We start from the raw sequence: 19,042 nt of genomic DNA, 5'->3' as shown, positions 1-19,042 counted from the left end.
TCCGCCATGAGCAAAAGAAAGCTGATTCCGCTGCTGATTTACATCCTGTTCCTGCTGGTGCCGATCTATTGGTTGCTGAACATGTCGTTCAAGAGCAACACCGAAATCCTCAGTGGCCTGACGCTGTTCCCGCAGAACTTCACCATCGCCAACTACAAAGTGATTTTCACTGACCCGAGTTGGTACAACGGCTACCTCAATTCGCTGTACTACGTGAGCCTGAACACGGTGATCTCGCTGAGCGTGGCGCTGCCGGCGGCGTACGCTTTTTCGCGGTATCGCTTCCTGGGCGACAAGCACTTGTTCTTCTGGCTGCTGACCAACCGCATGGCGCCGCCGGCGGTGTTTCTGCTGCCATTTTTTCAGCTGTATTCCTCGATCGGTCTGTTCGACACGCACATCGCCGTGGCATTGGCGCATTGCCTGTTCAACGTGCCGTTGGCGGTGTGGATTCTTGAAGGGTTCATGTCCGGCGTGCCCAAGGAAATCGACGAAACGGCCTACATCGACGGCTATAGCTTTCCCAAGTTTTTCGTCAAGATTTTCATCCCGCTGATTGGCTCGGGGATCGGCGTTACGGCGTTTTTCTGCTTCATGTTTTCCTGGGTCGAATTGTTGCTGGCGCGAACGCTGACGTCGGTCAACGCCAAACCGATTGCGGCGGTGATGACACGCACAGTGTCGGCGTCGGGTATCGACTGGGGCGTACTGGCGGCGGCGGGGGTGTTGACCATCCTGCCCGGCGTGCTGGTGATCTGGTTTGTTCGTAACCACGTGGCGAAGGGCTTTGCCCTGGGCCGGGTCTGAGGAACAGATGATGGAATGGATGAGCTGGACGGTCCCCACTGCAGTGTTCTTCATCGTCATTGGCCTGATTCTGGTGGGCATGACGACCTGGGAATTGTATTCGCCAAGCATCCTTCGGCGAGGTTTGTTGCCGATTGCCACCACCCGTGGCGATCGGCTGTTTATCGGTCTTCTCGGCAGCGCCTACCTGCATTTACTGGTGATCGGCGCCACCGACTGGAGCATCTGGGTAGCGTCCGCGTTGTCCCTGGTGTGGCTGTTGGCTGTGATGCGCTGGGGCTAGTCGACATCGATCGGCAATGTTGCTCCCAAACTCAAATAGGAGGTCTCTATGTTCGACAAAAACAATAAGCTGCGACATAGCGTTTCATTGGCAGCCATGCTGGCACTCAGCGGGTTGAGCGCTGCAGCTTGGGCGGATGCCTATGAAGATGCCGCGAAGAAATGGATTGGCAGTGAGTTCACGCCGTCCACCCTCACGCCAGAACAGCAATTGGCGGAGTTGAAGTGGTTCATCAAAGCGGCCGAGCCATTTCGCGGAATGAACATCAAAGTGGTCTCGGAAACCCTGACCACCCACGAATACGAGTCCAAGGTGCTGGCCAAGGCCTTCACCGAGATCACCGGGATCAAGCTGACCCACGACCTGCTGCAAGAAGGCGATGTGGTGGAGAAGCTGCAAACGGTGATGCAGTCGGACAAGAGTATTTATGACGGCTGGGTCAACGACTCGGATTTGATCGGCACGCACTTCCGCTACGGCAAGACCGAGTCGATCACCGACCTGATGGCCAATGAAGGCAAAGACTTCACTTCGCCGACCCTGGACATCAAGGATTTCATCGGCATTTCCTTCACCACCGCGCCCGACGGCAAGATCTATCAATTGCCTGACCAGCAGTTCGCCAACCTTTACTGGTTCCGTGCAGACTGGTTCGAACGGCCTGAGCTGAAAGCCAAATTCAAGGAAAAATACGGCTATGACCTTGGCGTGCCGGTGAACTGGTCCGCCTATGAAGACATCGCCAAATTTTTCAGTGAGGACGTCAAGGAAATCGACGGCAAACGCATCTATGGGCACATGGACTACGGCAAGAAAGACCCATCACTGGGCTGGCGCTTCACCGATGCCTGGTTTTCGATGGCGGGCGGCGGTGACAAAGGCTTGCCTAACGGTTTGCCCGTTGACGAATGGGGCATTCGCGTCGAGGACTGCCACCCGGTCGGTTCCAGCGTGACCCGTGGCGGTGACACCAACGGCCCGGCGGCGGTGTTTGCGACGCAGAAATACGTCGACTGGATGAAGGCCTATGCGCCACCGGAAGCGGCGGGCATGACGTTCTCCGAATCAGGACCGGTGCCGTCCCAAGGCAACATCGCCCAGCAGATTTTCTGGTACACCGCGTTTACCGCCGACATGACCAAACCTGGCCTGCCAGTGATGAACGCCGACGGCACGCCGAAATGGCGGATGGCGCCTTCACCGCGCGGCCCGTATTGGGAAGAGGGCATGAAGCTTGGGTATCAGGACGTGGGCTCGTGGACGTTCATGAAATCCACGCCTGAGAAACAGAAACTCGCGGCCTGGCTGTACGCGCAGTTCGTGACCTCGAAAACCGTATCGCTGAAAAAAACCATTGTCGGCCTGACGCCGATTCGCGAGTCGGACATCAATTCGCAAGCCATGACCGACCTGGCGCCGAAACTCGGTGGTCTGGTGGAGTTCTACCGCAGCCCGGCCCGCGTACAATGGACCCCGACCGGGACCAACGTGCCGGACTATCCGCGCTTGGCACAACTGTGGTGGAGCCACATCGCCGAAGCTGCCAGCGGCGAGAAAACCCCGCAACAGGCGCTGGACGGCTTGGCGAAAGATCAGGACGCAATCATGACGCGGCTTGAACGCTCCAAGGCGCAACCGGTGTGCGGCCCGAAAATGAACCCGGAACGCGACGCGCAATACTGGTTCGATCAACCGGGCGCACCAAAGCCTAAACTGGCGAACGAGAAGCCTAAAGGCGAAACCGTAAGCTACAACGAACTGCTGAAATCGTGGGCGGATGCGCGTAAGTAAGCGCTGAACTGTGAAAGGCGAACGGCACCGTGAGGTGCCGTTTTTTATGGTGCCTGTTCCGGCGCCATCGCTGGCAAGCCAGCTCCCACAAGGATTTGTAGCCGTACTCAGGTTTTGTGCTCACGGCGGAGCCACTGTGGGAGCTGGGCACAGCAGGTTTTGTGAGCAACAGAGATCTACTGTGGGAGCTAGCCTGCTAGCGAAGAGGCCAGCCCATTCAACAAGGATTCCTGACAGACCGAGGTGTTCCCATCGCTGGCAGCCAGCTCCCACAATTGGTTCTGGGCAAGGCACAGGTTTTGTGAGCAACAAAAATCTACTGTGGGAGCTGGGCAAGGCAGGTTCTGTGAGCAACAGAGATCTACTGTGGGAGCTAGCCTGCTAGCGAAGAGGCCCGCCCATTCAACAAGGATTCCTGACCGACCGAGGTGTTCCCATCGCTGGCAGGCCAGCTCCCACAATTGGATCTGGGCAAGGCACAGGTTTTGTGAGCAACAAAAAAATCTACTGTGGGAGCTGGGCAAGGCAGGTTTTGTGAGCAACAGAGACCTACTGTGGGAGCTAGCCTGCTAGCGATGAGGCCCGCCCATTCAACAAGGATTCCTGACCGACCGAGGTGTGCCCATCGCTGGCAGGCCAGCTCCCACATTGGATCTGGGCAAGGCACAGGTTTTGTGAGCAACAAAAATCTACTGTGGGAGCTGGGCAAGGCAGGTTTTGTGAGCAATAGAGATCTACTGTGGGAGCTAGCCTGCTAGCGAAGAGGCCCGCCCATTCAACAAGGATTCCTGACAGACCGAGGTGTTCCCATCGCTGGCAGGCCAGCTCCCACATTGAATCTGGGCAAGGCACAGGTTTTGTGAGCAACAAAAAATCTACTGTGGGAGCTGGGCAAGGCAGGTTTTGTGAGCAATAGAGATCTACTGTGGGAGCTAGCCTGCTAGCGATGAGGTCAGTTCAGTCGCCGAATTTCATCGGCCGACCACAATATGCATGTTGAGCATCTCGGTACAAGGCCGGTTTGTGGTTGGGGCATTCAGTATGGCGCGCAAGCGCCGATGAAGTACTCCAGGCCTTCGGGAAAGTCCACGTTGAGGATTTTTGAAATTTGAGCCACTTGACTGCCCGTCAACTCAAGCTCTCCAGGTTCTATATCTTCCAGAGATTTTGATTCAGTCAGCTGAGCAAGTGCCTCGTTTAATGCGGGTTCCTTTATCGTCAGCTCAAACTGTAATGAGTCGTCTTGTTTGTCGTCCGGGTAAAACCCGGTGATGGATAGGTAGCGCATGTGTTCCTTTAAAGATTCACTGATGCCGTCAGCAGCCTCCATTCGAGGGTTAGCGCGGATAGGCAATGTTGCCCCTGTAGGAGCTGCCGCAGGCTGCGATCTTTTGATCTGAAGCCGCGCGATGCAAAGCAGTATCCGAACTGAAGTGCATTCAGCTGGATTACGACGGCGCTGTATTTCTGTTGAGGCGCACCGGTTGGCAGCACCGTTTTCGATACTCATCAGCCGAATGATGTCAGGAAAAAATTGAGATGTTTCGGAAGATCCATCAAACATGCCTTTTCTATACCGGCAATGTGTTGTGTTGTTAGCAGGTAATCATGCAATGGGTCCTCATCATTTTTCCAACCCATGATCAACACGAGCTCAGTAAGCGCAATAGGGATTTCTTTTTCAAATGTAGGGAAGTCTTCGCCTTCCGGAACACCCATTACTAAATACCTCATTTTCAAATCAACCCGGTTTACTGCCATACGTGACGATATCTAAATGAGACTTGGTAATCAAAAACGGCAGGATCAATGTGATGGTTGAACAAAGGTTGAAGCTCAGGAATCCATGCGGCTAAGACGTCAAATCCTCCGTCGTAGATCTCAGGTTCCGACATGAGTCCCAATGCTTCGATTACAGAGCCGTCATCGCCGAGGTCTACGGAGAATTCCTTGCCAACCCCTATTTCCGTTTCCTTGTCGTACCAGTTCAATCTGACTTTTATTCCCATTGTTGCTCCCGTTACCAGACGTCACGATAAACAAAAGCTACCTGATAGTCGTAGGCAGATAAGTCGATGGCATGGTGAAAATGAGGCTGAAGATGAGCGACCCAATCTTCTTCGACATTAAATCCCCCGTTGTTTATGTTGTTCTTAATGGGGATGCCTAGCGCATCCAACACAACCGGGTCCTCGCCAAAGTCTTCCGACATCTCCTCCCCGACGCCCAACTCGGATTCTTTGTCGTACCACTCCAAGCTGATTTTTAGTCCCATAGCGTCCTCACAAATATTTTTTAATGTTGCGATCCTTCTTGGCCGGGGTTGTTGCTTTGGTGTTGAGAATACCCGCGAAGATGTTAAAAGGGCTAACAACTCCCATAAATGATGATCAGGTGCGGCCATCGCATGACGGCTGGTACGGACGGGAAGGCTTCAAAAGGCTACGCCATATGTCGTTTTGTGGCTTAAGGCATTCAGGATGGCGCGCGAGCGCCGATGAAGTACTCCAGGCCTTCAGGGAAGTTCACGTTGAGGAGTTTTGAAATTTGATTCACTTGGCTGTCCGTGAGCTCAAGCTCGCCTGGTTCTATTTCTTCTAAAGATTTTGACTCCGTCAGTTGAGCAAGTGCTTGATTTAACGCGGGGTCCGTTATCGTCAACTCAAACTGTAATGAGTCGTCTTGTTTTTCGTCTGGATAGAAACCGGTGATGGATAGGTGGCGCATGTTTTTCTCTCTTCAGTTATCTTGGGGTCGTTCTGCCCGGCTTTGCCGGTTTTGTTTGTTCGCCCGTAATGTGATTGAACTCTCCTAGATGGTTCCCTAATTTGTCATATCGCTCTACAGCATTGCTCTTTGAGTCCCACTCATAAATCCGGCCCTTGCGATCTAGCCATCGCGCGCGCTTTTTTCCACCACCCTGAACCGAAGCCTTTGATTTAACACTATAGGTGTCTGGATAAGCGGGTAGTGTTTTCGGAATATCGTAGTACTTATGATCTCCCGGCATGCTAACAACAACATAAACCGGCCTAACCCCCGAACCCACCGGAAACACAAGAATGAAATCCTTGTACTCAGGCGGGTGAATCGGATTAACGATGAGGCTGTCAGCGAGTTCTGTGGGCGGATAAACCCAGATACGCGGTGCTTGTGGTACAGCTTGCAACGCTGGAATGCCGAGGATGTCGGAGCCGTCCACGGCCGGCGTCCAGATCAGTTCGACGCCTTCACCAAGGTTCGCCACTTGCTGAGTGCCGCGCAAAGTGAACTGCACGACATCTACCATTTCCCAGCTGCGGTTTTTTCCGGTGTAGAACGCGTAACCCTTGAGACTGCCGTCGGCTTGCTGTTCGACATTCAGCCGAACGCGAGTACGGGCCTGGTTGAGGGCGCGTAACTGTTCTTCAGAATAGAGGGCGCTGTCCGCAAGGCTTGGCGTCCAGAACACAGCGACCACCGCAGCCAGTGCGGTGGCGCCGGCAACGCCGATTGCGGTGCCTGATCCGATGGCTGGCGCTGCAAGTGCCGGTGCGCGCAGGGCGAGGGCGCCCATGCCGAGTGCGGCGATATTGCCGTCGATCTTTTCCAGGTTCAGCAGGCCGGCATCGTCTGCTTCGCGAGCCCCCAGCCAAGCGATTTCACCGTAATCCTTCAGGCTCTCGGTGGGCACCCTGCCTGAAGGATGTGCGTAATCGATGATGGCGTCCGGCAGGTTGCAGGACTTGGCGAAGACGCAGCCGTTGCGGGCGATTTGCTCTTTTTGCTCAGGCAGCCGAAGGCTGTCTTCGAAGGCTTGTTGCCTTGCAAGCATCGCCTCATAGGCGGTTTGTCTGGCGTCACGCGCCGCCAGTTCGGTGGCGGTCATGAGGCGATTGGAGAGGTGATGTCCGTCGCCTGCGGGTGGGTTTTTAACCCAGGGAATATCCTTGTTGCCAGCCACTGATCATCCTTTCGCTCGTCCATCGACAGGCCCTAAAGGGGCTGCGCGACACTAACCAGCGTGGGTGATCAAGGCTGTAGGACAGATCTTGAATGGGTATAGGCGTTTTCTGTTTTGCAGGTGCCGTTTGCGTATTTATTTGGCCTACTGTTTTCGCGAGCAACCCGCTCCCACCACGAAAAACGGCACCCGAAGGTGCCGTTGTTGTTTTCTACCGATTACCGTTCAAGCGATCAACCTGCCAGCACAGCCTGCTGCACCAGCGTCAGCAACGGTTGTGGATACACGCCGAGGAAGAAAGCGACCAGTGCGATGGCCAGCAGCATGACGCCGCCTGCACGCTGTTCCCAATGCAGTTGTGCATCGTGGCGACGCAGGTTTGGCTCGATCAGGTACAGGGTGACCATCACGCGCAGGTAGTAGAAGACGCCGATGGCGCTGCCCAGTACCAGGGCGCCGACCAGCCACCATTGGTGCGACTCGACGCCGGTAGCGATGATGTAGAACTTGCCGATGAAGCCTGCAGTCAGCGGGATACCGGCCAGCGACAGCATCATCACGGTCAGTACGGCGGTCAGGTACGGACGACGCCAGAACAGGCCGCGGTATTCGTACAGGGCGTCGGCGTCACGGCCGTTGTACGGCGAAGACATCAGCGTGATCACGCCGAATGCGCCGAGGCTGGTAATGACGTAGGTGACCAGGTAGACGCCGATGGCTTCCATGGCGAAGCCTTTGCTCGCCACGAGGGCGATCAGCAGGTAACCGAAGTGCGCGATGGAGGAGTAACCCAACAGACGCTTGAGGTTGCTTTGGGTCAGCGCCAGCAGGTTACCGAACAGGATCGACGCGACTGCGATAACGCTCAGCACGTCGCTCAGTACACCGCTGCTCGCCGCCGGTGAGATCTGGAACAGACGCACCATCACCGCGAACACCGCGACTTTCGACGCCGTGGCCAGGAACGCGGCCACCGGTGCTGGAGCACCTTCGTAAACGTCTGGGGTCCAGAGGTGGAACGGTACCAGCGACAGCTTGAACGCCAGACCGATCAGCATCATGCCCAAGCCCATTTGCGCCAAGGAAGTTGGCAGGCCGGTGGCCGCCATGGCTTGACCGATACCGACAAAGCTCAGGCTGCCGGAGTCGGCGTAGAGCAGGGCCATACCAAACAACAGGAACGCGGAACCGGCGGCCGACAGCACCATGTACTTGATGCCGGCTTCCAGTGAGCGCTTGTTGAAGAAGGCATACGCCACCAGACCGTAGACCGGCACCGACAACAGTTCCAGGCCAATGAACAACCCGGCCAGGTGTTGCGCGCTGACCAGAACCAGCCCACCGAGGGCAGACATCAGGATCAGCAGGTACAGTTCTTCGCGGTTGCCCGGGTAACCCGAGCCGCCATCGCCGAGGTAGGCGTGGGCGAGGGTTACACAAGCGAGGGTGGCAACCAGGATCAGCGCCATGTACAGAAGGGCAAAGTTATCGACTTGCAGCAGCGGGGTCACGGCCAGAGGCGCGACCTTCAAGGCTGGCAGGATCGACAGCAACGCCAGGTTCAGGCCCGCCACGGAAATCAGGAAGGTCTGCGAGTGGTTGCGGCGCCAGGCAATTGCCAGCATCACCACGATGATCGTGACGGTGGTGATCAGCAACGGCGCCAGCGCGATAAAGTGTTGAGTTGTGAATTCCATAGCGCTCTTACCGGGCCGAAGCGAGTTGAGTGAAGGCGGTGCTCAGCCACTGCTGCACGCCATGCATCGTTGCGGCAGAAGTGTCGAGGAACGGTTGTGGGTACACGCCGAGGTAAATCAGCAGCACCGCCAGACCGACCACCATGATCAGTTCGCGAGCATCCATGCCGTGCAACACCGCGTCCGACTTGGACGGGCCGAAGTAGGCACGGTGAATCATGATCAGCGAGTAAACCGAACCGAACACTAGGCCCGACGTGGCAATCGCAGTAATCCATGGTGCTGCGGCGAAGGTGCCGATCAGAATCAGGAACTCGCCGACGAAGTTACCGGTGCCCGGCAAGCCCAGCGACGCAGCAGCGAAGAACAGGCTGATCGCCGGCAGGTAGGCAATCTTCGACCACAAACCACCCATTTCACGCATGTCGCGGGTGTGGGTGCGCTCGTACAACTGGCCACTGAGGATAAACAGTGCCGCGGCCGAAACACCGTGCGCCAGCATCTGGATCACGGCGCCTTGCAGCGCCAGTTGGCTGCCGGAGTAGATGCCGATCAGTACGAAGCCCATGTGGGAAACGGACGAGAAGGCGATCAGGCGCTTGATATCGGTTTGGGCGAAGGCCAGGAACGCGCCGTAGAAAATCCCGATTAGACCCAGGGTCATGGCAATCGGCGCGAACTCGGCCGAAGCATTCGGGAACAGCGGCAAGGCGAAACGCAGCAGACCGTAAGCCGCAGTCTTCAACAAGATACCGGCCAAGTCGACCGAACCTGCGGTTGGCGCCTGGGCGTGAGCGTCAGGCAACCAGGAGTGGAACGGTACGACCGGCAGCTTCACCGCGAAGGCAATGAAGAAGCCGAGCATCAGGATGTACTCGGTGGTGAGCGACATCTTGGTTTTCAGCAGGTCGGCGTAGTTGAACGTAATCACGCCGGTGCTGTTGAAGTTGACCAGCACCAGACCCAGGATCGCCACCAGCATGATCAGGCCGGACGCCTGAGTGAAGATGAAGAACTTGGTCGCCGCGTAGATACGGGTTTTCTTGCCGTCCGAAGAACTGTGACCCCAGAGCGCGATGAGGAAGTACATCGGCACCAGCATCATTTCCCAGAAGAAGAAGAACATGAACAGGTCGAGGGCGAGGAACACGCCGACGACGCCGCCCAGGATCCACATCAGGTTCAGGTGGAAGAAGCCAACGTGACGTTGAATCTCTTTCCACGAGCAGAGTACCGAGAGGATACCCAGCAAACCGGTCAGCATGATCATCAGCAGCGACAGGCCGTCGAGGGCCAGGTGCACGCTGATGCCGAAGCGCTGGATCCAGATGTGCTTGAACTCAAGCGCCCAGACCGGATCGGCGCCAGGCGCCGGTGCAAATGAATAATCACCGTGGGCCCACAGCCAGAGGCCGAGAGCGAGTTCCAGGGTCATGGTCAACAGCGCAATCCAGCGGGGGAGGGTAGCGCCGAAGCGCTCACCCATCCAGCACAGCAGGCCGCCGATGAAGGGGATCAGGATTAGCCAAGGCAGAATCATGACGGGCTCAATTCCTTTCGCAAGTTCGCAAGGTTCATATTCAGACCGCTACCAGCACGATGGCGCCGATGACCAGCACGGAGCCGGCTGCCATCGATGCCGCGTACCAACGCAGTTGACCGGTTTCGGTACGGCTGAGGGCGGTGTGACCACCCTTGGCCATACGCGGGATCAGACCGATGGTCTGGTCGAGCGGGTCTTTGCGCAGTACGTGGCTGATCGCAAGGTATGGCTTGACGAACAGTTTGTCGTAGATCCAGTCGAAGCCCCAGGCAGCGAACCACCAGGCCGAAAGGAAGCGGCCAATGCCGCTGTTGGCGATTGCAGTGACGAAACGACGCTTGCCGAGGAACAGCAGCGCGGCCAGCAGGATACCGGCGAGGGCGATGGCGCCCGAGGCGATTTCCAGACTGTGCTTGGCTTCGCCGCCGGCATGGCCGACGCTCTCAGGAAGCACGCCGTGCAGTGGCGGAACGATCATCGCGCCGATGGCGGTCGACAATACGATCAGCACCGACAGTGGCAGCCAGTGAGCGATGCCGTGACCGGCGTGTGCTTCAGTCTTCGCTTCACCGTGGAAGGCGATGAAGATCAGGCGGAAGGTGTACAGCGAAGTCATGAACGCGCCGACCAGACCTGCGTACAGCAGACCATGGTTGCCGCTGGCAAACGCTTCCCAAAGGATTTCGTCTTTGGAGTAGAAGCCTGCGGTCACCAGTGGCAGGGCCGACAAGGCCGCACCGCCGACGATGAAGCTTGCGTAGGCCAATGGCAGTTTCTTCCACAGGCCGCCCATCTTGAAGATGTTCTGCTCGTGGTGGCAGGCAACGATTACCGCACCGGATGCAAGGAACAGCAGCGCCTTGAAGAAGGCGTGGGTCATCAGGTGGAAAATCGCGCCGTCCCAAGCGCCAACGCCCAGCGCCAGGAACATGTAGCCGATCTGGCTCATGGTCGAGTAAGCGAGGATACGTTTGATGTCGGTCTGTACCAGTGCGGCAAAACCTGCCAGCACCAAGGTCACACCACCGACGATGCCGACCAGGTGCAGGATGTCCGGCGCCAGTGCAAACAGACCGTGCGTACGGGCAATCAGGTAAACGCCTGCGGTCACCATGGTTGCAGCGTGGATCAGTGCCGATACCGGGGTTGGACCGGCCATCGCATCCGCCAGCCAGGTTTGCAGCGGCAGTTGCGCGGATTTACCGACAGCACCGCCCAGCAGCATCAGGGTCGCCAGCACAATCCAGAAGTCACCGACCTTGAAGTGCTCAGGTGCACGCACCAGCAGTTCCTGGACGTTCAACGTGCCCAGTTGGTGGAACAGGATGAACAGGCCGATGGCCATGAACACGTCGCCGATACGGGTCACGATAAAGGCTTTGAGTGCCGCGTTACCGTTGTTGCGGTTGCTGTAGTAGAAACCGATCAACAGGTACGAGCACAGGCCCACGCCTTCCCAACCGAAGTACAGGAACAACAGGTTGTCGCCCAGGATCAGGAACAGCATGCTGGCGATAAACAGGTTGGTGTAGGCGAAGAAACGCGAGTAGCCGTCTTCACCGCGCATGTACCACGAGGCGAACAGGTGGATCAGGAAGCCGACGCCAACCACCACACCGAGCATGGTCACCGACAAGCCATCCAGGTACAGCGCGAAGTTCGGCGTGAAGCCTTCAACCGCCATCCACTGCCACAACACCTGGGTGTAATGACCACCTTCAGGCGGTGCGACCTTGAACTGCCAGATCACGTAAGCCGAGACGATGGCAGACAGGCCAATGGAACCGACGCCAATCAGCGCCGACAGGTTTTCCGAGAAGCGGCCGCGTGAGAACGACAGCAGCAGGAAACCTATGAGAGGGAATACGAAAGTCAGATAGAGAAGATTCATCCGCGCATCTCGCTGGCAGCGTCGATATCGAGAGTGTGGAAGCGGCGATACAGCTGCAACAGAATCGCCAGGCCAATACTGGCCTCGGCCGCCGCAAGGCTGATCACCAGGATGAACATGATCTGTCCATCCGGCTGACCCCAGCGGCTACCGGCGACGATGAAGGCCAGTGCGGCGGCATTCATCATGATCTCCAGGCTCATCAGCACGAAGAGTATGTTGCGGCGGACCATCAGGCCGACCAGACCGAGGCAGAACAGAATGCCGGCAACCGCCAGGCCATGTTCCAAGGGGATAGCAGGCATAAGTTATTGCTCCTTCGCCTCGTTACGACCCAAGTGGAACGCCGTGACGGCTGCAGCAAGCAGCAGCATCGAGGCGAGTTCGACCACCAGCAGATAAGGACCGAACAGGCTGATGCCCACGGCCTTGGCGTCTACAGTGGTGTGACCGAGTGCGGCGCCGCTTGGATGGCTGAACAACACGTACAGCAATTCAGCCAGCAGCAAAGCGCCGAGAATCACCGGGCCGATCCAGATGCCGGGCTTGAGCCATACGCGCTCTTGCTGAACCGAGGCCGGGCCCAGGTTCAGCATCATCACCACGAACACGAACAGCACCATGATGGCGCCAGCGTAGGCGATCACTTCCAGGACACCGGCGAACGGTGCCCCGAGGGCGAAGAACGTCATGGCCACGGCGATCAGCGAAATGATCAGGTAGAGCAGGGCGTGCACGGGGTTGGTGTTGGTGATCACGCGAAGCGTGGACACAACAGCGATACCCGATGCGAAATAGAAAGCGAATTCCATCTTTCTTCCTTAAGGCAGCAAGCTCTTCACGTTGATCGGTTCGGCTTCATTTTGCGCGGCGCCTTTTGGCTTACCGGCAATCGCCATACCTGCAACACGATAGAAGTTGTAATCAGGGTTTTTGCCGGGGCCGGAGATCAGCAGATCTTCTTTCTCGTACACCAGGTCCTGACGTTTGAACTCGGCCATCTCGAAATCCGGTGTCAACTGGATCGCGGTGGTCGGGCAGGCTTCCTCGCAGAGGCCGCAGAAAATGCAGCGCGAGAAGTTGATGCGGAAGAAGTCCGGGTACCAGCGACCGTCTTCGGTTTCTGCTTTCTGCAGCGAGATGCAACCCACCGGGCACGCCACGGCGCACAGGTTGCAGGCTACGCAGCGTTCTTCACCATCAGGGTCACGGGTCAGGACGATACGGCCACGGTAGCGCGGCGGCAGGTAGACCTGCTCTTCCGGGTACTGCAGCGTGTCACGCTTGCGGAAGGCATGGCCGAAGATCATCACCAGGCTGCGAAGCTGGGTGAAGAAGCCATGCACGATGTCAAAAATGTACTTCATGATTCTCTATCCTCACTGAGCCGCGACGGCGGGCGTGTTAAGCAACACGATCGCAGCGGTCACCAGCATGTTGACGAGGGTCAGCGGCAGGCAGAACTTCCAGCTGAAATCCATCACTTGGTCATAACGTGGGCGCGGAATCGAGGCGCGCAACAGAATGAAGATCATGATGAAGAACGCGGTTTTCAGCGCGAACCAGATGAACGGGATCTGCGGCAGAATGCCGAACGGACCGTGCCAGCCACCGAAGAACAACGTCACCAGCAGCGCCGAAATCAACACAATGCCGATGTACTCACCGACGAAGAACATGCCCCATTTCATGCCGGCGTATTCAATGTGGTAACCGTCGGCCAGTTCCTGTTCCGCTTCCGGCTGGTCGAACGGGTGACGGTGAGTCACGGCGACGCCGGCGATGAAGAAGGTCAGGAAACCGAAGATCTGCGGAATGATGAACCACAGGTTCTGGGCTTGATATTCGACGATGTCGCGCATGTTGAACGAGCCGACCTGGATCACGATGCCCATCAACGACAGGCCCATGAACACTTCGTACGACACGGTTTGCGCCGAGGCCCGCAAGCTGCCCAGCAGGGCAAACTTGTTGTTACTCGCCCAACCGGCGAACAACACGGCATACACCGACAGACCGGCCATGGCGAAGAAGAACAGGATGCCGATGTTGATGTCCGCCACGCCCCAGGTCGGGGTGATAGGGATAATCGCGAAGGCAATCAGCAGGGCGCTCATGGCCACGACCGGTGCCAAGGTGAAGATCATCTTGTCGGCGAACGGTGGCGTCCAGTCTTCCTTGAAGAACATCTTGATCATGTCGGCCGCGATCTGGAACGCGCCGAACGGGCCGACGCGGTTCGGACCGTAACGGTCCTGCCAGAGGGCGAGCAAACGACGCTCGACCCAGCTCAGTAGAGCACCACACACCACCACGGCGAGCAGAATCACGATGGCCTTGACCACCGCGATGATCACGTCGATCACTTCAGGCGTGAACCAGGTCATTGAGCTGCCTCCTGCAGACCGTCAACGGATTTGCCGAAAATGGCTGGCGGAATACCGGCAATGCCCGCAGGCAAAGCGACCAGGCCAGCGCCCAGCTCTTCATTGATGCGCAGCGGCAGACGCAAGGTCTGGCCCGCAACGTTCAAGCTGAGCAGGGCGCCTTCGTTGACACCCAGACGGTCGGCTTCGGATTTGGCCAGGGCGACGTAAGCGGCGGGAATGCGTTCTTGAACCGGCGCGGCTTTGGAAGAGTTTTCTTCGCTGCCCAGCAAGTGGAAGAACGGCACGACTTGCCAGGTACCCGGCGCAGGGTTGAACGCGCGCGGAACACTGGCGAACCAGTTCAGCGAGTCACCGGTGCTTTCGATCAGGCGGGTGCCCGGGTCGCCAGCGCGGATGTGACCACCGACTTCATCCTGGAACTTGTTCCAGGCTTGCGGCGAGTTCCAGCCCGGAGACCAGGCGAATGGCACTTGCTGACGCGGTTCAACCGAACCCGAATAACCTTCCATCGAGAACGAGAACGCGGTGTCGATGTCCTGCGAAGTACGCGGTTCGTGCACGCTGATGTCAGCGCGCATAGCGGTACGACCGGAGTAACGCAGCGGTTCGCGAGCCAGTTTCAAGCCTTTGATGCGGAACGCGGCAGACGGTGCAGCATCAACGATGCGCGCCAGTTGCGGCGTACTCGATGCCACGGCAGCAGTGACGTGGTCCAGTTGGGTCCAGTCGATCGGCTGGTTCAGCAGGGTTGCGCGCAGGGCATGCAGCCAGCGCCAGCCCTCGTGAACCAGGATGCTTGCGTCCAGGTATTTCGGATCGAAGACCTGGAAGAAGCGCTGGGCGCGACCTTCCTGGCTGACCAGCGTACCGTCGCCTTCAGCGAAGCTGGCGGCTGGCAGAACCAGGTGCGCGCGATCGCTGGTAGCGGTTTTCTGATGGTCAGCAACGATTACCACTTTCGCGGCTGTCAGGGCAGCATCGACCTTGGCTTTGTCGGTGCGGGTGTACAGATCGTTTTCCAGCACGACGATGGCGTCGGCCTTACCGTCGATCACGGCTTGCAGTGCTTCGTCGACCGAGTTGCCACCGAGCATGGCCAGGCCGAGGCTGTTGGCCTCAGGCACGATCAGGCTGATGGAACCGTTCTTCTCGCGCAGCTTCAGGGCCTTGGCGATGTTCGCCGCGGCTTCGATCAGTGCCTTGGAACCCAACGAGGTGCCGGCGATGATCAATGGGCGCTTGGCCGCAAGCAAGGCGTCGGCGATGCGTTTGGCCAGGTCGAGTGCTTCAGCGTCCAGACCTTCAACGGCCGGGGCGCTGGCGTCGAGGGCGTGAGCCACGGCGAAACCGATGCGGGCCAGGTCGTCTGGCGCTGCGTGTACACATTCTTCTGCGACGTCGTCGAGCTTGGTTTCAGCCAGGCTGGCGATGAACAGCGGGTTCAGCGCGTGCTGACCGATGTTCTTCACGGCGGCGTCGAGCCAAGGCTGAACGCGCATGGCGTCGGCCATGTCTTCAGCTTTGCCTTTGACCGATTGACGCAGGGACAGCGCCATGCGGGCAGCGGTCTGGGTCAGGTCTTCACCGAGGACGAAAATGGCGTCGTGATCTTCGATGTCGCGCATGTTCGGGATCGGCAGCGGGCTGTCTTTCAGCACCTGCATCACCAGGCGAATGCGTTCCAGTTCAGACGCTTCGATACCGGAGTAGAAGTGCTCGGCGCCCACCAGTTCGCGCAACGCGTAGTTGCTTTCGAGGCTGGCACGCGGCGAACCGATACCGACGATGTTGCGACCGCGCAGCAGGTCAGCGGCTTTATCCAGTGCTTCGTCGAGGCCGAGCTTGGCGCCGTTGGCCAGCAATGGCTGACGTGGGCGGTCTTCGCGGTTGACGTAGCCGTAGCCGAAACGGCCACGGTCGCACAGGAAGTACTGGTTTACCGAACCGTTGAAACGGTTTTCGATCCGACGCAGTTCACCGTAGCGCTCGCCCGGGGAGATGTTGCAACCGCTGGAGCAGCCATGGCAGATGCTCGGCGAGAACTGCATGTCCCACTTGCGGTTGTAGCGCTCGGAGTGAGTCTTGTCGGTGAACACACCGGTCGGGCAGACCTCGGTGAGGTTGCCGGAGAACTCGCTTTCCAGCACGCCATCTTCAACGCGACCGAAGTACACGTTGTCGTGGGCGCCGAACACACCAAGATCGGTGCCGCCGGCGTAATCCTTGTAGAAACGCACGCAGCGGTAGCAAGCGATGCAGCGGTTCATTTCATGGGAAATGAACGGGCCCAGTTGCTGGTTCTGGTGAGTGCGTTTGGTGAAGCGGTAACGGCGCTCGTTGTGGCCGGTCATTACCGTCATGTCTTGCAGGTGGCAGTGGCCGCCCTCTTCACAGACCGGGCAGTCGTGAGGATGGTTGGTCATCAGCCATTCGACGACGCTGGCGCGAAACACTTTCGCTTCTTCGTCTTCGATGGAGATCCAGCTGCCGTCGGTAGCAGGCGTCATGCAGGACATGACGATGCGACCACGGGTGTCGTTCTCGTCGGTGTACTGCTTGACCGCGCACTGGCGGCAAGCGCCAACGCTGCCCAAGGCTGGGTGCCAGCAGAAATAAGGGATGTCGAGGCCTAGCGACAGACACGCCTGTAACAGGTTGTCTGCCCCATCGACTTCGAGCTCTTTGCCGTCTACGTGGATAGTGGCCATGGTTCAAAGGTCTTCGTTGGCCCGGTGTCAGCGGGCGTGGCTAATGGAATCTTGTTATTCGCGTGAATCAACACAGCCGTTAAAGGCGTCATCACACGAGAAAACGAAGGGCACGGACCCTTCGTTTTTTTAAGCGTTTACGCGCCGACTACGATCGGCCTTGCCAGAGGCGGGACGGCGGCGCTGGTAGGCGCGATGCCGGCTTCGAACTCCGAGCGGAAGTATTTGATTGCGCTGCCCAACGGTTCCACGGCACCCGGTGCGTGAGCACAGAAGGTCTTGCCCGGGCCGAGGAAACCGACCAGACCCAGCAGGGTCTCGATATCGCCGGCTTGCCCTTCACCGTTCTCGATGGCACGCAGCAGCTTGACGCTCCACGGCAAACCATCACGGCACGGCGTGCAGAAACCGCAGGATTCGCGGGAGAAGAACTCTTCCATATTGCGCAGCAGGGACACCATGTTGACGCTGTCGTCCACCGCCATGGCCAGGCCAGTACCCATACGGGTGCCAACCTTGGCGATGCCGCCGGCATACATTTGTGCGTCGAGATGTTCCGGCAACAGGAAACCGGTACCGGCGCCGCCTGGCTGCCAGGCCTTGAGCTTGAAGCCATCGCGCATGCCGCCGGCGTAGTCTTCGAACAACTCACGGCCGGTGACGCCGAATGGCAATTCCCACAGGCCCGGGTTCTTGACCTTGCCGGAGAAGCCCATGAGCTTGGTGCCCATGTCTTCACTGCCCGCGCGAGCCAACGATTTGTACCAGTCCACGCCGTCGGCAATGATCGCCGGCACGTTGCACAGGGTTTCAACGTTGTTCACGCAGGTTGGCTTGCCCCACACGCCAACGGCTGCTGGGAAGGGCGGCTTGGAGCGCGGGTTGGCGCGGCGGCCTTCGAGGGAGTTGATCAGTGCGGTTTCTTCACCGCAGATGTAACGCCCGGCGCCGGTGTGCACGAACAGCTCGAAATCGAAGCCGCTGCCCAGGATGTTCTTGCCCAAAAGGCCCGCTGCCTTGGCTTCTTCCACGGCACGGGTCAGGTGCTTGGCGGCGGTGGTGTATTCGCCGCGCAGGAAGATGTAGCCGCGGTAGGTTTTCAGCGCGCGAGCGCTGATCAGCATGCCTTCGATCAGCAGATGGGGCAGTTGCTCCATCAGCATGCGGTCTTTCCAGGTGTTGGGTTCCATTTCATCCGCGTTGCACAGCAGGTAGCGGATGTTGATGGATTCGTCTTTGGGCATCAGGCCCCACTTAACGCCAGTGGGGAAGCCTGCACCGCCGCGACCTTTAAGGCCTGCGTCTTTCACGGTCTGGACGATGTCGTCCGTGGCCATGTCGGCGAAGGCTTTGCGCGCAGCGGCGTAACCGTTCTTGGCCTGGTACTCGTCGAGCCACACGGCTTCGCCGTCGTCACGCAGGCGCCAGGTCAGCGGGTGAGTCTCGGCCGACCGCTTGATGCGGTTGGCTGGGCCGAAGGAAGTCAGGGTCATACGTAGCCCTCGAGCAATTTGGCAACGCCGGCAGGCTGCACATCACCGAAAGTGTCGTCGTCGATCATCAACGCCGGCGCCTTGTCACAGTTGCCGAGGCAGCAGACCGGCAACAGGGTGAAACGACCGTCGGCGGTGGTTTGACCCAGGCCGATGCCAAGTTTGCTCTGGATTTCGCTGACCACGGACTCGTGGCCGCCGATGTAGCAGACCATGCTGTCGCAGACGCGAATGATGTGACGGCCCACTGGCTGACGGAAGATCTGGCTATAGAACGTCGCCACGCCTTCAACGTCGCTCGCTGGAATGCCGAGGATCTCGCCGATGGCGTACAGAGCACCATCAGGCACCCAGCCACGTTCCTTCTGAACGATTTTCAGGGCTTCGATAGACGCCGCGCGCGGGTCTTCGTAGTGATGCAACTCGTGCTCGATGGCCGAGCGCTCGGTTTCACTCAAGGTGAAACGGTCTGTCTGGATAAGCGTGCTGTTCATGC

The 19,042-nt window shown here is 58.3% G+C and carries 19 protein-coding genes; 3 read left to right on the top strand and 16 right to left on the bottom strand.

Translation table 11 applies throughout. The annotated features are described in order from the left end of the window. Positions 1-6: 6 nt before the first annotated feature. Genes ACQR3R_RS12830 through ACQR3R_RS12820 form a run of 3 tightly spaced genes read left to right on the top strand, consistent with a single transcriptional unit; the run spans position 7 to position 2,881 of the window. Positions 7-807 carry an ABC transporter permease subunit gene (locus ACQR3R_RS12830; RefSeq protein WP_428272575.1) on the top strand — a complete coding sequence of 267 codons (801 nt, stop codon included), beginning with the start codon at positions 7-9 and terminating at the stop codon, positions 805-807. 10 nt (positions 808-817) lie between these two features. Beyond that, positions 818-1,090, top strand: coding sequence for a DUF2160 family membrane protein (locus tag ACQR3R_RS12825; RefSeq protein ID WP_428272574.1), 273 nt, complete (start codon positions 818-820; stop codon positions 1,088-1,090). 48 nt (positions 1,091-1,138) lie between these two features. After that, a complete protein-coding gene (locus ACQR3R_RS12820) occupies positions 1,139-2,881 on the top strand; it encodes a hypothetical protein (protein ID WP_428272573.1) in 1,743 nt (580 codons plus the stop codon). A 1,036-nt stretch (positions 2,882-3,917) separates the two neighbouring features. Here the strand turns inward: ACQR3R_RS12820 and ACQR3R_RS12815 are convergent. The 16 genes from ACQR3R_RS12815 to nuoE all read right to left on the bottom strand — a co-directional run bounded on the left by ACQR3R_RS12815 (position 3,918) and on the right by nuoE (position 19,040). Continuing rightward, positions 3,918-4,445, bottom strand: coding sequence for a pyocin S6 family toxin immunity protein (locus ACQR3R_RS12815; RefSeq protein WP_428272571.1), 528 nt, complete (start codon positions 4,443-4,445; stop codon positions 3,918-3,920). Continuing rightward, positions 4,391-4,600 carry a hypothetical protein gene (locus ACQR3R_RS12810; protein ID WP_428272570.1) on the bottom strand — a complete coding sequence of 70 codons (210 nt, stop codon included), beginning with the start codon at positions 4,598-4,600 and terminating at the stop codon, positions 4,391-4,393. The genes ACQR3R_RS12815 and ACQR3R_RS12810 overlap by 55 nt, the downstream gene beginning before the upstream one ends. Positions 4,601-4,632: 32 nt before the next feature. Beyond that, entirely contained in the window at positions 4,633-4,890 is a 258-nt protein-coding gene (locus ACQR3R_RS12805) for a colicin E3-like toxin immunity protein (RefSeq protein ID WP_428272569.1), read from the bottom strand. A gap of 11 nt (positions 4,891-4,901) precedes the next feature. Next, positions 4,902-5,285, bottom strand: a complete 384-nt coding sequence (locus ACQR3R_RS12800; protein WP_428272568.1) for a colicin E3-like toxin immunity protein — start codon at positions 5,283-5,285, stop codon at positions 4,902-4,904. Between the two features lie 71 nt (positions 5,286-5,356). Further along, positions 5,357-5,608: a pyocin S6 family toxin immunity protein gene (locus tag ACQR3R_RS12795; protein ID WP_428272566.1), complete on the bottom strand. Its 252-nt coding sequence runs from the start codon at positions 5,606-5,608 to the stop codon at positions 5,357-5,359. 16 nt (positions 5,609-5,624) lie between these two features. Next, a complete protein-coding gene (locus ACQR3R_RS12790; RefSeq protein WP_428272565.1) occupies positions 5,625-6,824 on the bottom strand; it encodes a colicin E3/pyocin S6 family cytotoxin in 1,200 nt (399 codons plus the stop codon). Positions 6,825-7,057: 233 nt separating this feature from the next. Then, positions 7,058-8,521: an NADH-quinone oxidoreductase subunit NuoN gene (gene nuoN, locus ACQR3R_RS12785; RefSeq protein ID WP_428272564.1), complete on the bottom strand. Its 1,464-nt coding sequence runs from the start codon at positions 8,519-8,521 to the stop codon at positions 7,058-7,060. 7 nt (positions 8,522-8,528) lie between these two features. After that, positions 8,529-10,061: an NADH-quinone oxidoreductase subunit M gene (nuoM, locus tag ACQR3R_RS12780; protein ID WP_428272563.1), complete on the bottom strand. Its 1,533-nt coding sequence runs from the start codon at positions 10,059-10,061 to the stop codon at positions 8,529-8,531. 40 nt (positions 10,062-10,101) lie between these two features. Next, positions 10,102-11,955: an NADH-quinone oxidoreductase subunit L gene (nuoL, locus tag ACQR3R_RS12775; RefSeq protein ID WP_428272562.1), complete on the bottom strand. Its 1,854-nt coding sequence runs from the start codon at positions 11,953-11,955 to the stop codon at positions 10,102-10,104. Further along, positions 11,952-12,260 (bottom strand): NADH-quinone oxidoreductase subunit NuoK, encoded by a 309-nt coding sequence (gene nuoK / locus ACQR3R_RS12770; protein ID WP_203481540.1) that lies wholly within the window; start codon positions 12,258-12,260, stop codon positions 11,952-11,954. Before nuoK ends, nuoL begins: the two co-directional genes overlap by 4 nt. Positions 12,261-12,263: 3 nt before the next feature. Further along, on the bottom strand, positions 12,264-12,767 hold the full coding sequence (gene nuoJ / locus ACQR3R_RS12765; RefSeq protein WP_428272560.1) for an NADH-quinone oxidoreductase subunit J: 504 nt from the start codon (positions 12,765-12,767) through the stop codon (positions 12,264-12,266). Between the two features lie 9 nt (positions 12,768-12,776). Then, positions 12,777-13,322 (bottom strand): NADH-quinone oxidoreductase subunit NuoI, encoded by a 546-nt coding sequence (gene nuoI / locus ACQR3R_RS12760; RefSeq protein WP_178076584.1) that lies wholly within the window; start codon positions 13,320-13,322, stop codon positions 12,777-12,779. 12 nt (positions 13,323-13,334) lie between these two features. Continuing rightward, positions 13,335-14,342: an NADH-quinone oxidoreductase subunit NuoH gene (nuoH, locus tag ACQR3R_RS12755; protein WP_428272558.1), complete on the bottom strand. Its 1,008-nt coding sequence runs from the start codon at positions 14,340-14,342 to the stop codon at positions 13,335-13,337. Continuing rightward, positions 14,339-17,053 carry an NADH-quinone oxidoreductase subunit NuoG gene (gene nuoG, locus ACQR3R_RS12750; protein ID WP_428272557.1) on the bottom strand — a complete coding sequence of 905 codons (2,715 nt, stop codon included), beginning with the start codon at positions 17,051-17,053 and terminating at the stop codon, positions 14,339-14,341. The genes nuoH and nuoG overlap by 4 nt, the downstream gene beginning before the upstream one ends. 137 nt (positions 17,054-17,190) lie before the next feature. After that, on the bottom strand, positions 17,191-18,546 hold the full coding sequence (nuoF, locus tag ACQR3R_RS12745; protein ID WP_428272555.1) for an NADH-quinone oxidoreductase subunit NuoF: 1,356 nt from the start codon (positions 18,544-18,546) through the stop codon (positions 17,191-17,193). Then, positions 18,543-19,040: an NADH-quinone oxidoreductase subunit NuoE gene (nuoE, locus tag ACQR3R_RS12740; RefSeq protein ID WP_008020715.1), complete on the bottom strand. Its 498-nt coding sequence runs from the start codon at positions 19,038-19,040 to the stop codon at positions 18,543-18,545. Before nuoE ends, nuoF begins: the two co-directional genes overlap by 4 nt. Positions 19,041-19,042 lie beyond the last annotated feature (2 nt).

The sequence above is a fragment of the Gordonia sp. IEGM753 genome (genome assembly GCF_050321825.1).
Taxonomy (GTDB): domain Bacteria; phylum Pseudomonadota; class Gammaproteobacteria; order Pseudomonadales; family Pseudomonadaceae; genus Aquipseudomonas.
This window is presented reverse-complemented; position numbering and strand designations above follow the sequence as displayed.